We start from the raw sequence: 15,764 nt of genomic DNA, 5'->3' as shown, positions 1-15,764 counted from the left end.
GCCATCTAAAGGTACTCCTGTTATTTGTTTATGGGCATTATTTTCCCGATGAAATTAATAATTGTCACACAGACATGACCTCAAGGAATGTTTAATCTGCTTTCGGTTCCGGAGGCAGCATTTACATAGTAAGCCGGGGAAGGCTATAATTTGGGAAAAAGCGATCGTTGCGGGTCGATGGGACAAAGGATGGCTGACAGAATGAAGAAATTCGATCATGGGCAAGAGCATCGGGATGATGGGATGGTGCTCATTCAAACGAATCTGGACGATATGAATCCGGAGTACTGTCCCTACATCACGGACAGGCTTCTGGAGAAGGGAGCGAACGATGTCTACTGGATTCCTATTCTTATGAAAAAAGGGCGTCCCGGCCTAATGTTAAATGTATTAACGGACAGGCTCTTATTGTCGGAAATGGAAACCGTCATCTTCGAGGAAACGACAACGCTCGGATTGCGATATATGCCCGTATCCTGCAGCAGACTCGGCAGAAATTTCGAGAAGGTTTCCACTCCCTGGGGGGCTATTACGGTAAAAACCGGGTATAAAGCCGGGAAGCTTGTGCATTTTGCCCCGGAGCATGAAGATTGCGCCAAAGCCGCGCGGGAACACGGAATTCCGATCAAACAAGTATACGAGTACGTCAGGGCGATCTATATCAGTCAAAAATCGTTGTAACTAAATTCTCCTCTTACTCCTGATAAGGGGCTAAGGTATAATGGTAATAATTTGAAAAAAATATTACTATAACCAAAGAGGTGAATACCGTGAACGGGAACATTCGGATAGTTGAATATGAACCGCATTATGCCCGGGCGATTGCTGAAATGTGGAATGCCAGCACAGAGGGCTGGGGAGGAGGGACGGCTAACCGAACGGAGGAATCCATCCTTCAGGAGCATGCCAATTCGACTCTGCTGGCCGCTTTCCTGGCCTTGGATGAAGACAAGGTGGTAGGCTACTGCAGCTTCGCCCATTATCGTAATGATGAGGGAGCTTTATATATTCCGCTTCTTAACGTAAGGCCTGATTATCATGGGCGAAAAATAGGGCGGGACCTGGTCCTGAGCGCGGTGCGAAGAACGATCGAGATGGGTTGGCCGAGATTGGACTTGTTTACTTGGGCGGGGAATACGAAGGCTGTTCCGATGTATAAAAAGTGTGGATTTTTTTGGGAGAAAAGGGAAAACGCCACTCATTTGATGAATTTTATTCCGACTGTTCTGCAAACCGAGGCTCTCCAGCCTTACTTCGAGACCATGGATTGGTATGAGGACGGGAAGAGGGACATCGCCATAGAGCCGGATGGGCGAAACGAGAACGGCTTCGATTTCTTTGAATATAAATGGGCGAAGGACGGGAAGTCCCTGCGTGTGGAATTTGAAAAAACCGGGCGCGGCATCCGTTTGATCGAAACGGACGATTATATTCTGTACGCCGAAGCGGACAGGCATAAGCTCGTTTTTGGGAAGAGCTATCCCATCCGTTATGTGATTCGCAATAAATCGGGGGCACCCCTCCATGTTCAAATTGAAGGGGAGAATAACAAAAATATTAGCTTCTCACTGTCCCGCAATCTGGTAGTTCAAGAGGAAGCCATCATCGAAGGTCAATTTGAAGTTGGGCCGGTAGAGGAGGACCAGAATGATTGGAAGACGCATCCTTGCGTCACCGCACGGTGCCGGATCAACGGACGCAGTGCTGAGCTTCGTGTCGGAATAGAGCCGCAATATCCGGCGAAGCTGATCTTCTCCGCCGTGAATCATGAAAGCCTGCTTCAAGGGATGGAGGAAGGCTTCATAACGATAGAGAATCAGGATACCCGGCCGCTAGTATTTGAGTTTCAGCTTCCAAGTAATGAATGTATCCGTTTTGAACCCGAACGGTTGTCTGTTTCCGTGCCTGGAGAAGAAATTAAAACCGTTGCCGTTTCATACAGGCTCCAGGATTTTGGCTTGTTAAGCGAACGGGTTACGATCCATGCTTATTCGGAGAACAGCCGGGAAGAGCCGGTTGTCTTTACCAGAAAAATAGAACGGATTTTTAAGGGACAAACCGGAAGGTTCGGCGGTGAAACCCAAAAGCAGTGGTTCATTGTCAATGGTCCTTATACTTTATATTACAACAAAGAGGATAATGAAATGTGGGTTCACCGGTATGGTGAGGAGTCCAGGTGCCGATGGATGTCACCGAAGCTCGGGCGCCCCTATTCTCCCGAGTTTGTGAAAAAACAGGCTTCGCGTGTTTCCATAAGCCGGGAAGATCAAGCGATGGTGCTTACGGCGGAATGCGATTCCGAGGAATTCCCGTCCATCCGGTTGACGATAACCGCCAAACTATTTCCTAACGGGTTGGTCGAAAGGTTCCACGAGGTCCATAATCTTGGAAGCCTGACTGCAGAGCAGCCTTTGCATATTGGAGAAGGATTTTATTTCTCGCTAAATCAAGGGATTATCCCTTATGAAGGCCAAGTGATTGATTTGCGGGATCCGGAGGTCGTTTCATACGATAGGCTGAACGATTGGGATATCCATCAGATTTCGGAAAACTGGCTGTTTAGCTACGGCTCCGGGGACCAAGTAACCTGGGGAATGACCTGGCATCCCGAGTTGGCTCTGACCAAGAGCGAATGGCATTTGCAATTGGAGCATCCGGCAGGCCGACCGGGACCGGGGGAGAAGGTGCGGACTGCTTCTACCTTCCTGGCATGCGGCAGCTTTACGAACTGGTCCGATTTCCGCTCTTATGCGCTTGGGCGCAGGGACCGGGTGAATCCCCATTTAATGTCTCCATTCGAAGTGAGCGTAAATAACGGAAATCCATTCGTTCAGGCGGGAATGGAATTCACAGTTCAAGCCAGAGAACGGAGAAACTCCCCGATAGAAGGTCGGGTGAGTGTAAGTTCCCGGAACGGAAGCTTTGCCGCCGTGGAACGGGAGATGGCGGAGGAAGAGCAGATGAGGCTGCTCGATTTTCGAGTGGAGCCCCTTAAGGAGGGCGGCATTTCGGATACGGTTCGACTGAACCTTCAATCCCGAATGGGAGAAAGAACCATCGAACGGGCTGTGTTTGCCTTTTCGGACGAAGTGCAGCCGATAGAAGAGATGAAGCTGACAGACGGAAGCTTCCGTTTTTCCAATGGGGGAGTCACACTTCAAGCTTCTCCGGCTTTCGGGAATGCTTTGTATTCTCTTCAGTATAACGGGAGAGAGTGGCTGGAATCCTCCTATCCCGAGCCCGGACCCAAATCGTGGTGGAACCCGTGGCTGGGAGGACTAGGGATCGAGCTTCAGGGAATTTCCCAGTTAAGCTTGCAGGAGGAGACGATTACCGCCGCCTTTGAGACACTAACGGATAATTACGGGAACTCATGGCGGGGAATATGCCTGCGGACACAGGTGGAGAAGCTGAAGGAGAAACGCGGGCTGGAGTTAGACCAGTATTATCTGATGCTTCCCGGAACCCCCGTTCTCTGTGTGGTGAACCGGATTCGGAATCGAACGGGACGCATGTTCTATGATTACCGCTGTATGGTGGACTCCTTCATCGGAACGGATACTGAACCGGAAGTGCAGTGGTTCCGGGGGCAACCGGACCGCACCTACAAGCGAGGATCCAAGGCACCGGAAATCCAATCCCAAGGTCTGCTGGAGCTGGGCAGTGAGCGGCATGAAGACCGAATGCTCTACATCAGTGGGGAGAAGAATACGTATGCTTTTTCCAATAATCAAATCTTGAGGGTTTGTTCGGAAGAATGGGTACGGCTCGCGGATGGAGAGACGGTATATACCAAGCCTGTCTTCTGCTTGTTTACTGACAGAGATTGGACTTCCGAAGCGTTTACCGAGTTAAGAAGAATACGTTTCGGAGCGGAAGAGAATAAGTAGAGGAAGGAGAAGGAGGGCACCATTGAAAATTATCGACGCTCATATTCATTTATCGGATATTGACAGCTTTCGCAGGACGGCCCGGGAGCTGGCCTTCGTGGAATATTCGGCAGCAGGGCTCAAGGAAGAATTTGACCAGGCCGGAGTAGTTATGGGAATCGGCATGGGGGTGGAGGAACAAGAGGCAGGGCGTTTTCCGGACAGGGGAGCGTCCAACCCGATGACTCTTGATTTGGAACCGGAGGTTCCTCCATTTCTGATGGAATGTGTAGGCATTAATCCTGTACGTCTGGCTTCGGACGGTGCGCAGGAGGAACTGGATCGGATCGAAGCCCGTCTCCGTCAAGAGTTCGTAGCGGGAATTAAGCTCTATGCCGGCTATTACCATTATTACGTTTATGATCCGATTTACGGTCCCGTATATGAACTGGCCAAACAATACGGGCTTCCGGTCGTCATACATTCCGGGGACACGTATTCAAGCGAGGGGCTGCTGAAATATTCCCATCCGCTGACAATCGATGAATTGGCGATACAGCATCGGGACATTAATTTCATCATCTGTCACCTCGGGGATCCCTGGGTAATGGATGCCGCGGAAGTGATCCATAAAAATGCTAACGTCTTCGCGGATTTATCCGGGCTTATCGTTGGAGATTCGAAAGAGTTCGACCGGTTTATGAAGGAGACGCTGTTCATGGATCATTTCCGCCGCGCGCTCATATACGCCGATCACTATGATAAAATGCTGTTCGGCACCGATTGGCCGCTTGCTCCGATCAAGGAATACATCCGCTTCGTGGAGCGTCTGATCCCGGAAGCGCATCAGGAGCAAGTATTCTACGATAATGCTTTGCGGGTATTTCCAAGGCTCGGGGAGCGGCTATCCGCTAACCCGGGTGAATAAAGCAACGCAACGCGCGCCGTTCATTGGCGCGCGTTGCGGCGTTATACGGCGGTAGTCCGCCGGATTGTGTAAAAGACAATCAAAACTGCAGGTCTTTTTGGGGAAAGCCGCGCGGTGGGTTATTCTAGAGCGAAACTGCAGGTCTTTTCCCTAAAAATCGGCGAAATGCTTAATTCTAGAGCAATAATGCAGGTCTTTGGAGCGATTTTTGCGAAATGGCCCCCATTTTGGCAAAAAGACCTGCACTTTTGAGCGTCTTTAGCCTTCTTTTTGGAAAAAGGCAGGATTCTAATGCATTTTTGCTCGTCTTTGGGACGATCGACCGGGATGCGACGTGCGGCTTTCCCTTGACCATCCTTTGACTGGGCAGCGATAAAAGAGTAGGGCGAATGTTAGTGGGAAATTGTACACTAGCCCTCGCTTTTTTTCGGAAGCTACCACGGTTTTGTCGGTTCAGGCCTTCTCACGCATAGTTCTTACTATGTTAATTATGGTGAAAAGCAAGAGGTTTCTCTTAAAGTGGAAAAGGGGCCGGGGCCCCTTAATTTTCGTTTTTTTCCGGCTGCTCATGCTCATGATGGTGGTGATGTCCGTGTTCATGCTCGTGATGCTCATGCTCATGATGGTGGTGATGCCCATGTTCATGCTCATGATGCTCGTGTCCATGATGGTGGTGATGCCCATGTTTATGCTCGTGATGCTTGTGTCCATGATGGTGGTGATGCCCATGCTCGTGCTCGTGATGCTCGTGTCCATGGTGATGGTGATGCCCATGTTCATGCTCATGATGCTCGTGTCCATGATGATGGTGATGCCCATGCTCGTGCTCGTGCTCGTGATGCTCATGCTCATGATGGTGTTGATGCCCGTGTTCATGCTCGTGATGCTCATGCTCATGATGGTGTTGATGCCCATGCTCGTGCTCGTGATGCTCGTGTCCATGATGGTGTTGATGCCCGTGTTCATGCTCGTGATGCCCGTGTCCATGATGATGGTGATGCCCGTGATCGTGCTCGTGATGCTCATGCCCATGGTGGTGCCCGGCAATATAAACGGCTGCGACCGAGGCGGACGGTTTCGGCTGCGCCTGCCCAATAACTGCCCTCAATACGTTGGGCTGATTGGGCAGATTGCGCGTTCCGGCCCCATAGCCGATTTCTTCAACTATCATCGGCGGTAGTGCAGGTGAGAACTGATCCACAATACCGGCGACAATTCCGGCACCTGTCGGTGTAGTCATCTCCATGGCGAAGGGACATTCTGCAATCGGCAGGCCTTTCATCATTTCCAGGGTCGCCGGGGCCGGAACCGGGTATAATCCGTGGTCGCAGCGAACCTTGCCATGGCCAAGCGGAACCGGAGACGAAATGATTTGTTCCACTTGCAGAGAATCCAAGGCCAGGGCAACCCCGATGACATCAACGATGGAATCGATGGCTCCCACCTCGTGGAAATGGACATGATCGAGCGGAAGATTATGGATCTTGCCTTCCGCAATGCCAATCTTTTCGAATATAGCGAGACTAAGTGTCCGGGCCCGGTCGCTGAAACCGGCTTGTTCAATCATCCGCACAATATCCGAGTAATGTCTGTGATGCTGCGGCAAGGACTCCGGATCAAGGATGACGTTCATCTTAAGTGCGGAAATTCCGCATTTGTCCACTCTTTTCCATTCTAATGTAAAGGGTTCGACATTGAGCTTAGTCAATTCTCTCTCAATATACCCGCGGTCCGCTCCCGCATCCACCAGCGCTGCAAGGGTCATGTCTCCGCTTATTCCGGAGAAGCAATCCAAATATGCGATTCTCACAGGGCATCACAACCTTTTTGCCATATTTTGATTTATCAATCCCGCATAATAGCCTGCCCCGAATCCGTTGTCAATATTGACGACACTGATCCCGGGGGCGCATGCATTGAGCATGGCGAGCAGGGCGGCCACTCCCTGGAAGCTGGCTCCGTAGCCGATGCTTGTAGGCACAGCGATGACCGGCTTGGACACCAGCCCGCCTACAACGCTGGCCAGCGCGCCTTCCATGCCGGCGGCTACGACCACCGCGTTCGCTCCGCGAATGAGCGGCAGCCTGCGGAACAGCCGATGGATGCCGGCCACGCCGACATCATACACCCGTTCCACATGGCTGCCCATGCATTCCGCGGTAAGCGCGGCCTCTTCGGCAACGGGCATGTCCGATGTGCCGGCGCACACGACGGCTATATAACCGTCGTGCACCTTCAGCATCGGATGGCGGAACCACGTGATCGCTCTAGCGGTCGGATGATAAGCGGCCCCGTCGATTTCCGCGAGGATGGCATCGGCCTTCGCCTGGTCCACCCGGGTGGCCAGTATACGGTCCGAGTGCTCCTTCATCCGCTTCATGATCGCGATCATCTGTTCCGCCGACTTGCCCTCGCCGAATATAACTTCCGGGAACCCGACTCTGCGTTCCCGGTCCGTATCAATCTGCGCGAAGCCGAGCTCGGCTACGGTTTGGCTTTGCCAATGCTCGGTCAGCTGATTCTTGGCAGCTTCAATATCCAATTCTCCCGATTGTACCTGTTTAAGAATATCTTCCAATGTACTCATACAGAAGCTTCTCTCACTTTTTGTTTGGTTGATTCGCTCAGGACTTCGTTCAGGCTGCCGGTGCGGTAGCCCTGAAGATCCAGAGTGACGAAGGTGAAGCCAATGGAGGTCAATTTCGCATATATTTCCTCCCGGTGCTCTAGCACCTTGGGCAGCTCCTCCGGCATGACCTCAATACGGGCAATTTTGTCATGGTGCCGGACCCGCACCTGATAGAAGCCGAGCTTATTCAGATAATATTCGGCTTCATCCAACTGGTCGATTTTATATTTCTCTATCCGGGTGCCATAAGGAATCCGCGAGGATAGGCAGGCGAATGCGGGCTTGTTCCAGGTAGGCAGGCCCAAATCTTTGGAAAGCAGCCGGATCTCGTTCTTGGTCAGTCCCGCTTCCTGCAGTGGGCTGCGCACTCCTTGTTCATTCTTGGCTTTAAGACCGGGGCGGTAATCGCCCAGATCGTCTACGTTGGAGCCATCGAGCAGATAGGGGTATCCCATCTCTTTGGCCAAATTTTGCAGATGAATATACAGACCTGTCTTGCAGTGATAGCAGCGGTCCGGATTATTCGCTACGAAAGAGGCGTTCTCCAGCTCTTTGACTTCCGTCTTGTACAGGGAGACGCCCATCTCTTCGGCGAGCTTCACGGCTGCATCGAATTCCCGGCTCGGGAAGGTTTCCGAGGCGGCCGTTACGGCGAGCACATGGTCCCCCAGCTCTTGCTGAGCCCGTTTGAGGACGAAGGTGCTGTCCACTCCCCCGGAGAAAGCGACCATTACTTTCCCCATCTCACGCAGAATTTCTCCGAACTTCAAATCTTTCTCATGTATTGTTAACGGTCTGTCCATAGTTCTCCTCCTCCGATATTCGCTATCCCTATCTTACCATAAATTTAGGTAAGCGTATCCGGCTTCCTTCAGAATTCGAGGCCGTTATCCAACCGGAAAAAGCAGAGGAATATGTACTCCGGATAGCTTCAAATGATTGTTGATCTTCATTCCGAGTGGTACAATCGGAGAAGATACGAATGTCGTTCATTGAGGTTATCCGCTGCTTTAACGAGCAAACGGCCTCAATCCGGGGCAAACCCGTAATTCTTAACAAAATAAAACAGATAGGAGTAGTTGAGATGAGTAAAGCCGTGATTATTTTCGGAAGTCCGTCCAAAACGTCCAGACTGACCTCCGTTATTCAATATGCGCAAGAAGTATTGCAGGCCAGCGGAATGCAGACCGAATGGATTAATGTTGCGGATCTTCCCGCAGAAGATTTGATTCTGGCCCGGTTTGACAGCCCGTCCATTGTTCAGGCCAACGCCTTGGTCGAGCAGGCCGACGCCATCCTTATAGCCAGTCCCGTTTATAAAGCGTCTTATACCGGCGTTCTAAAAACATTCCTCGATTTAATACCGCAGAGAGGATTGGCCGATAAATTGATTCTGCCTATATTTATGGGCGGCACGATGGCTCATCTGTTATCGATCGATTACTCGTTAAAGCCGGTACTTTCTGCCCTAGCGGCCAGATATATGCTGGGCGGAGTGTATATTGTCGATTCCGAAGTGACTCGCAATGAACAAGGCTCAATCGAGCTGAGCGAAGCTATTAAAGGCCGTCTGGACGATTCCCTGCGGCAGTTTGTTGAAGAGACCGCCTGGTATTCGCAGAGAGGCAAGAGCCGCGGGCAATGATGCTTCCCGGCCCCTATGGCCTGTTTATAATCCGCCGGGACCGTCCCCTTTTCTCCCGTAATTGAATGGAACGGTCTTGATTCAATCTAGCCCCGTGCGCGGTTCTATAGGCTATTGTGGTTTGTCGGACAGCTCGTGTTATAATACGTTTAATTGTAAAAAATATTGCTGACATGCTTATTTGGATGCCGGAGAGAAAGCGAGGATAAAGATGTCTAACGAACGGCAAAGAAAGCCGGAATGGCTGAAGACGAAGCTGGAAACCAATGACAATTATAAAGAAATCAAGAGAATGATGCGCTCCAAAACTCTACATACCGTATGTGAAGAGGCGAAATGCCCCAACATTTACGAGTGCTGGGCTAACCGGACGGCGACGTTCATGATTTTGGGCGATACCTGTACGCGTGCCTGCCGCTTCTGTGCGGTGAATTCGGGGATGCCTACAGAGCTGGATATGCTGGAGCCGGGGCGGGTCGCGGATGCGGCCGAGCAGATGGGGCTGAGGCATTGCGTCATTACGTCTGTGGCGAGGGATGAGCTGCTGGATGGCGGTGCCCAAATTTTCGCAGAGACCATCCGTGCCGTCCGAAAGCGTCTTCCGTTGTGCGGAGTCGAGGTTCTGATCCCGGATTTCATGGGTAATGACCTGGCGCTGCGTAAGGTACTGGAAGCGAAGCCGGATATTCTTAACCATAACATAGAGACGGTCGAGAGGCTGTCGGACAAGGTTCGTTCCAAGGCGAAATACAGCCGGACTCTGGCCTTGCTTAAGCGTTCGAAACAAATTGCGCCCAGCATCCCTACAAAATCGAGTATCATGATCGGGGTAGGGGAGACGTGGGACGAAATATTGCAAACGATGGACGATTTGCGTCAAGTCGACGTTCAAATTTTGACCGTTGGGCAATATTTGCAGCCGACGAAGAAGCATCTTCCGGTCAAGCAATTCTATACTCCGGAGCAATTTGCGGAGCTGAAGAAGGAAGGCCTCGCCCGAGGCTTCAGCCACGTGGAATCCGGCCCTCTCGTCAGAAGCTCTTATCATGCGCACGAGCAGGTTCAATCGGCGACGGCTTCTTCCCAATAAGCGGCGTCATAGCATCGATCGATGTTCAGGTCCGGAATACGGGGCTGACATGAAGTACCGCCTTCCCGAGACTGTTCCGGCTATACGATGATTGGAGCCAAGGATAAACGGCTATCGCCGTCCCTGGGACAGGCGCGTTTACCGATGAAATATAAAAATAGGTATAAGGTGAACTTATACTTTCTTATATTTTCAAAAAGCCTGCAGATCTATTTTGTTCGGCCGCAAGAGGCGGGAGCTTACGACGGATGGGTCCTGGCAAGGCAGCACGAATGGAAGGAGACGGCTGGAAGAAGGAGGATACGTCATGATTCATGTTGGAGGGAATACTTACGAGCTAATCAGGGAGCACAAGAACGGGTGGAATTACGAGGCATTCAAAGACCGTTATAGTGAAGTGCTCGAAAGATACGACTACATTGTCGGAGACTGGGGTTATAATCAGCTCCGGTTAAGGGGCTTCTTCAAGGAAACGCATCCTAAAGCGAACAAGGACAGCTCCATCGTCGGATTGGAAGATTATTTGAATGAATATTGCAATTTTGGCTGCGCTTATTTTATTCTGGCCAAAGATAATTCCAAAGGGCCGCGCCCGGTCTCCAGTGCCGAAGCTTAAGCCCCGAGCCCAGAGAACGGTACATGCAGGGTAGCCCTCAGAATGATAAAAACTAAAGCCCGGCGGCTTACAGTCGGGCTTTTTCTCTTGCCAAAATAAAAAATAACCCGCTCCATATAGGAAATACGGGTTATTTTTCAAATCTTCGATAATAACGAATTAGTGAAACTCGGTTCCGATGAAGGCTTTCTGCACCCGGCTCCAGAACGGAAACGGGCGGAAACGGGCGAACTTGATCTTCTTGTCCGGAGAAACCTTGCAGCGGATCGACAAGACATCATTTCTTTGCGAATATAAGTGATCGATAGACAATTGCACATTCTTCTTGGTTCGGGGATAAATATCGCAATGATGATGCTTGGGTAAAATCATGGAAGAGCCCAGCGTCCGATACACTCGATTGTTAATCGAAGCGATCTCCGCAATTTGGATCGCCTCCAGCGAGGGGTGAATAAGTCCTCCGTTCACCGCTTTGTTGTAAGCAGTGCTTCCGGACGGAGTAGAAATACATATTCCGTCTCCTCTGAACATTTCGAACATGTCGTCATTGATATTAAGCTGGGCGACCATCGTTTCCTCGATTCCCCGTAAAGTAAACTCATTGAGCGCCAGATACGTCTCGATCCCGTCTGCGGTCGTAAACTGAATCTCGGCGAGAGGGTATTCGGCTATTCTTAGATTACTTTCCTCCAGAGGGGTATTCATCAGCTTAGCCAACTGGCCGATCTCGTCAGGGGTCCAGTCGGCATAAAATCCGAGCCGGCCCGTATGAATCCCCACGAACCAAAGCTCGTCCACAAGATGTTGGAAGCGGTGAAAAGCATGGAGCATCGTCCCGTCTCCACCGATGGACAGCACGATATCGGGCTTCTCCTCATTCTGTTCCATGCCGTAAGAATGGGCAAGCCGATGAAATTGCTCGGTTAATCTTAAAGAAAGCTCGTCACCGCGGTCCACAACAAAATATTTCAAGGGAGATCCTCCTAAAACGTTGTTCTCCCCCCATCATACCGAATCTGACCGGAGAACACAACAAGCCTTCTAAGAGCTTCCATTATGCGGACAGATGGATAAGCGCCGCAGGGAGCTCTGTTATCTGCCGGCCCGCCCGAGCTTCTCCCAGATAGAATGAAGCAGCGCAGCGAGGCACATGACTCCGAGCAGGAGGACGAAACCGATGAGCGTCATTGGAATCGGCCAGGTCCAGTGGAACGCCGCAGGGGAGAAATCAGGGGCCGTAGCCGGTAAGAAGGCGGGGGCCGCTGCCGGCTGCAGCCCTTTCCACAAGACGACCGTCATTAAGGATGCAAGCAGGCCATGAAGCAATCTTGCCGTCAGGAAGGGTGTGTAGCGTATATTGGTCGTATGGAGCAGGCTGACGATTTGGCCATGGACGGACAGGCCTCCCCAGGCAAGGACGAAGGAAGCCAGAATCGTTTTGAACAATAATGGGATCTGCGCCCCGGCTTCCCCGGCCGCCTTGGCACCGAGAGTCACCTCGAAGAAGCCGTTGACCAGAGAATCGGATAATACAGGCGGAATAGTAAGCCATTGGAAGATGGACTGTACCGAGGCATAGAACAAATCCAAGGCGTGGCTGTGCCGCAGCACCTCCATGATAGCGGAGAAGAAAACGACCAGCCCCCCAATAACGAAGATCATCCGGAGCGAGGATTCCACCGCTTGACGCAGCATCGTACCGAAGGGACGCCCGTCCTTAAGTCTGGCGTTATGCATTTCCCGGAGAGCCCGGACGAAAATCGATCCGGAGCTTTTGTCCCCTGCGTGAGAATCGGGTTTATTCGGTCCGTGGAAACGCATAATCAGCCCGACAAGAACAGCGGATCCATAATGTGCGGCTGCCAGAAGGACGGCAAGCTTCGCATTGTGGAAAAAACCGACCGAGACCGCGCCAATAAGAAACACCGGGTCGGACGTCGTTGTGAACGCGACCAGCCTCTCCCCCTCCTCCCGGTTGACCAGCTTCTGCTCCCACAGCTGAGCGGTCAAACGGGCTCCTACCGGGTATCCCGAAGCGAAGCCCATCGCCATTACGAAGCCGCCAATTCCCGGAACACGGAATAATGGACGCATCATCGGGTCAAGCAGCGCTCCGAAAAAATGAACCAAGCCAAAGCCCAGCATCATCTCCGAAATGAGAAAGAACGGGAATAAGGCCGGAAACAGGATGTCCCACCAAATGGAAACCCCGCGAACGGCTGCTTCCAGGGTAGGGGCGGGATAGGCCAGCAGGAGGAACGCAATGGCCGCAGCAAGAACAGGAACGATGTAATACGGCTTCGAGCGTAAACCGGACAAGGGGACGCCCTCCTTTGCTAAAAAAACTAATAATTCAAATAAAACAGACCGATATAAACGGTTAGAAAAGGTTGTCTCCTTAAACTATATGAAAAAAAAAATAGATCCATGCCTGATCCGTTACTGAACGAAGAAAGCGTTTGTGTTACAATAATGCTACAAACAAATGTGGGGAGTGAACGGACATGACGAGTATAGTGACTGCTCTGATTGTATGTGCATTTGTTTTCGTAATTAAAGAAACATTGATTAATTCCACGGAAGATGATGTGGATTATTGATAAGGAGCTAGGAATATGGCAGCATCGTCACCAGGCACGATCTACGAAGCAATCGGTGGAGCGGAGGCCGTCCGCCGTCTGGTTGAAGCGTTCTATCCCAAGGTACTGGCCCATCCGCTTCTGTCCCCTATATTTCCGGAAGATATTACACCGGTTATGGAGAAGCAGTATATGTTCCTCTCTCAATTCTTCGGGGGGCCCTCACTCTATACGGAAGCCTATGGGCATCCGATGATGAGAGCCAGACATCTCCCTTTCCCGATCACACCGGAACGGGCGGAGGCGTGGCTTGCCTGCATGCGGCAGGCTCTGGAGGAAACCGTGGAGGATGAATCACTACGTATGCTGATGCTGGAGAGACTTAGCGGTCCGGCGTATCATTTTGTCAATCAGCCTTAAGCCTTATGAGCTTAAATCCCCAGCGGATTTTTGGCTTGTCCGGTTCATGTGCAGCAGAAAGAAGGGCCTCGATGCAGGCCCTTCTTTTGTCCAAATATAAGAAAGTATAAGTTTTCACCTTATACCTGTTCTTATATTTCATCGGTAAACGCGCCTGTCCTAAGGACGGCGATAGCCGTTTATCCTTGTTAATTAACCTTCTTATCTAATCAAGTGACCAGGATGATAATTTGCGGTGTAATGTAAACCGGTTTTTCCCGGAATGCTTGGATTCATACAAAGCTTCGTCCGCTTCGATGATCAACTGGGTCAAGCCTTCATTCTTATCCGTCGTTGTGGACAATCCGACGGAAATCGTAATTTCTTCAGCGGTGATCGGATAGTCCAAGGACAGGCGGGAGATTTCGTCGCATAATTTACGGGATAATCCCGATAAATAAGCAAGGTCGTTGGTGGGCGACAATATAATAAATTCTTCTCCCCCATAACGGGCGATATAATCTCGGTCACCAATCTGCTGCATGAGTCTTTGTCCTACCTCGCGAAGAAGTCGGTCCCCCTCCGGATGTCCCCATCGGTCGTTAAACTCCTTGAAGTTATCGATATCAACCATCAGAATGGCAGCAGGATGCTTCTGAACGGTTCTTTCGGCGATTTCCATGAAGCTGCGCAGATTAGGCAGGCCGGTAAGATTATCCTGGTTAGCCTTCAACTGCAGGGATCTTTGCATTAACCACGTCCTGTTCTCTTCATTACTCATCATGATAAGGACAGCTAGAAATAAACCGGAGATAGCCGCCACCGAGATAGCCGAATGGAGGGGAAGGGTCAGCGAATGACTGATGTACCATCCGGTCATCCAATGGGCCGCAAATAGGATAGCGGACATTTGCCAGCTGCGGTGCAGGGAAATAATAGAATGCCCGCTTTGTTCAGAGCTGTACATAAAGGAACTGATAACACACGGAATAATAATATCCCGCAGCGTGGCAATTGCCTCGTATGATCCCCCCACCATCAGGTAGGAGTAGGTTAAGGGGGGAATGGCGGACAACATCGAGATCGGATATCCGTAACGAAGACCCGTCAAGATGAGAGGCAGCGCCCGCAGATCAAAATCGATTTCCCCGAAGGGGAGCGGCTGGAGAATAAGAAGAATGGAAGCCGTTCCAGCCATCAGAGGAGCGGCAATTCGCTCAAATGCCCCAAGCTTGTTCTGCAATTTAATTGCAGCATAGCATAGGGTTAACAAAGTGCATGCATTGGTCAGTAGGAAGAGAAAGCCACTCAAGGAAACCACTCGTTTACTAAAATATTCATCCTATCGGATGGAAAAACAGAACCTAAGGAGTATATGTTCTACTCATAATGGAAAAATCCTGCCATTTCATAGTAAAAAGGTCCTATTTTTTGATTAGTGGCGTTTGCGCAGCGGCCGGTCAGCCAGCAAATAGTCGGAATCTGCATCGATGAGGGTAATTTTGTTGTAGCAGCATGGAAACACCAGAAGCTTCTTGGCGCCGGAACGAATGGATTGAAAATCCTTGGCCGTCAACGGAATAAGTACATTCCGTGCATCGCAAAACGGGCATTCATTTACATAAGTGTCTTTATTAATAGTCTCATACGGCCAAGTATTCTCGAAGGGAATCATTCTTCCGACCCCTTCCCGGCTCCGTTGTCTGGATCGGGGCTAGTTTCAGACCGGGCTTCCTGGCGAGCTAATTCCGCGAGCTTCTGCATCAGAATGTGTTGAGGCATATGCATCAGATGCTCCAGGGGAACATTTAGCTTGGCAGCCAGCTTCTGGGCTGTTTCGGCCGATATTTGTAATGGTTTCATATTTTCGCCTGCCTCTGTCCTTTTTTCTGTATTGCTAATCATTATATGCCGTGCAGGCCGTTATAAGCAAACGGATTCACTTTGCACAACCTGCCGAAAGTCTACAAAAATTTGTATATAGTATACAATTTTTGTAATTAAATAGA

At 50.7% G+C, this 15,764-nt stretch carries 15 protein-coding genes; 7 read left to right on the top strand and 8 right to left on the bottom strand.

The window, feature by feature from the left end; genetic code table 11:
* The first annotated feature begins 201 nt into the window (after nucleotides 1–201).
* The 3 genes from larC2 (at nucleotide 202) to FS806_RS01405 (ending at nucleotide 4,797) form a co-directional block, all read left to right on the top strand.
* Entirely contained in the window at nucleotides 202–681 is a 480-nt protein-coding gene (gene larC2, locus FS806_RS01415; protein ID WP_144932429.1) for a nickel pincer cofactor biosynthesis protein LarC2, read from the top strand.
* A gap of 89 nt (nucleotides 682–770) precedes the next feature.
* Nucleotides 771–3,890 (top strand): GNAT family N-acetyltransferase, encoded by a 3,120-nt coding sequence (locus FS806_RS01410; RefSeq protein ID WP_144932427.1) that lies wholly within the window; start codon nucleotides 771–773, stop codon nucleotides 3,888–3,890.
* Between the two features lie 22 nt (nucleotides 3,891–3,912).
* Nucleotides 3,913–4,797 carry an amidohydrolase family protein gene (locus FS806_RS01405; protein WP_144932424.1) on the top strand — a complete coding sequence of 295 codons (885 nt, stop codon included), beginning with the start codon at nucleotides 3,913–3,915 and terminating at the stop codon, nucleotides 4,795–4,797.
* Between the two features lie 541 nt (nucleotides 4,798–5,338).
* Here FS806_RS01405 and larC read toward each other — a convergent pair.
* From larC to larE, 3 genes are read right to left on the bottom strand one after another with little or no spacing between them, the layout of a single operon-like run.
* Complete coding sequence (gene larC, locus FS806_RS01400; RefSeq protein ID WP_186328150.1) at nucleotides 5,339–6,607, bottom strand: nickel pincer cofactor biosynthesis protein LarC; 1,269 nt, start codon at nucleotides 6,605–6,607, stop codon at nucleotides 5,339–5,341.
* Between the two features lie 6 nt (nucleotides 6,608–6,613).
* Nucleotides 6,614–7,384 (bottom strand): nickel pincer cofactor biosynthesis protein LarB, encoded by a 771-nt coding sequence (gene larB, locus FS806_RS01395; RefSeq protein ID WP_144932422.1) that lies wholly within the window; start codon nucleotides 7,382–7,384, stop codon nucleotides 6,614–6,616.
* A complete protein-coding gene (gene larE / locus FS806_RS01390) occupies nucleotides 7,381–8,229 on the bottom strand; it encodes an ATP-dependent sacrificial sulfur transferase LarE (RefSeq protein ID WP_144932420.1) in 849 nt (282 codons plus the stop codon). Before larE ends, larB begins: the two co-directional genes overlap by 4 nt.
* A gap of 281 nt (nucleotides 8,230–8,510) precedes the next feature.
* Here larE and ssuE point away from each other — a divergent pair, with 281 nt between their 5' ends.
* From ssuE to FS806_RS01375, 3 genes are all read left to right on the top strand, one after another.
* On the top strand, nucleotides 8,511–9,071 hold the full coding sequence (gene ssuE / locus FS806_RS01385; protein ID WP_144932418.1) for an NADPH-dependent FMN reductase: 561 nt from the start codon (nucleotides 8,511–8,513) through the stop codon (nucleotides 9,069–9,071).
* A 211-nt stretch (nucleotides 9,072–9,282) separates the two neighbouring features.
* Nucleotides 9,283–10,161, top strand: a complete 879-nt coding sequence (gene lipA, locus FS806_RS01380; RefSeq protein ID WP_144932416.1) for a lipoyl synthase — start codon at nucleotides 9,283–9,285, stop codon at nucleotides 10,159–10,161.
* Between the two features lie 307 nt (nucleotides 10,162–10,468).
* Nucleotides 10,469–10,777 carry a YutD family protein gene (locus FS806_RS01375; protein WP_144932414.1) on the top strand — a complete coding sequence of 103 codons (309 nt, stop codon included), beginning with the start codon at nucleotides 10,469–10,471 and terminating at the stop codon, nucleotides 10,775–10,777.
* A 159-nt stretch (nucleotides 10,778–10,936) separates the two neighbouring features.
* Here the strand turns inward: FS806_RS01375 and FS806_RS01370 are convergent, their stop codons facing one another.
* On the bottom strand, nucleotides 10,937–11,749 hold the full coding sequence (locus FS806_RS01370) for an NAD kinase (RefSeq protein ID WP_144932412.1): 813 nt from the start codon (nucleotides 11,747–11,749) through the stop codon (nucleotides 10,937–10,939).
* A gap of 120 nt (nucleotides 11,750–11,869) precedes the next feature.
* The gene (ylbJ, locus tag FS806_RS01365; protein WP_144932410.1) at nucleotides 11,870–13,096 is read right to left on the bottom strand and encodes a sporulation integral membrane protein YlbJ; all 1,227 of its coding nucleotides are present in this window, start codon (nucleotides 13,094–13,096) and stop codon (nucleotides 11,870–11,872) included.
* Nucleotides 13,097–13,392: 296 nt separating this feature from the next.
* On the opposite strand from ylbJ, the gene FS806_RS01360 reads away from it, so the two are divergent.
* Nucleotides 13,393–13,776 (top strand): globin domain-containing protein, encoded by a 384-nt coding sequence (locus FS806_RS01360; protein ID WP_144932408.1) that lies wholly within the window; start codon nucleotides 13,393–13,395, stop codon nucleotides 13,774–13,776.
* 205 nt (nucleotides 13,777–13,981) lie between these two features.
* Here the strand turns inward: FS806_RS01360 and FS806_RS01355 are convergent, their stop codons facing one another.
* The 3 genes from FS806_RS01355 to FS806_RS01345 all read right to left on the bottom strand — a co-directional run bounded on the left by FS806_RS01355 (nucleotide 13,982) and on the right by FS806_RS01345 (nucleotide 15,618).
* Complete coding sequence (locus FS806_RS01355) at nucleotides 13,982–14,998, bottom strand: GGDEF domain-containing protein (RefSeq protein WP_222126569.1); 1,017 nt, start codon at nucleotides 14,996–14,998, stop codon at nucleotides 13,982–13,984.
* A gap of 192 nt (nucleotides 14,999–15,190) precedes the next feature.
* The gene (locus FS806_RS01350; RefSeq protein ID WP_144932404.1) at nucleotides 15,191–15,430 is read right to left on the bottom strand and encodes a hypothetical protein; all 240 of its coding nucleotides are present in this window, start codon (nucleotides 15,428–15,430) and stop codon (nucleotides 15,191–15,193) included.
* Nucleotides 15,427–15,618: a YycC family protein gene (locus tag FS806_RS01345; protein WP_144932402.1), complete on the bottom strand. Its 192-nt coding sequence runs from the start codon at nucleotides 15,616–15,618 to the stop codon at nucleotides 15,427–15,429. The genes FS806_RS01350 and FS806_RS01345 overlap by 4 nt, the downstream gene beginning before the upstream one ends.
* Nucleotides 15,619–15,764: the final 146 nt, after the last annotated feature.

It is taken from the genome of Paenibacillus sp. 32O-W (assembly GCF_007679495.1).
Classification (GTDB): domain Bacteria; phylum Bacillota; class Bacilli; order Paenibacillales; family NBRC-103111; genus Paenibacillus_L; species Paenibacillus_L residui.
The sequence above is the reverse complement of the archived record's forward strand: the minus strand, read 5'-3'. Positions and strand labels throughout refer to the sequence as shown.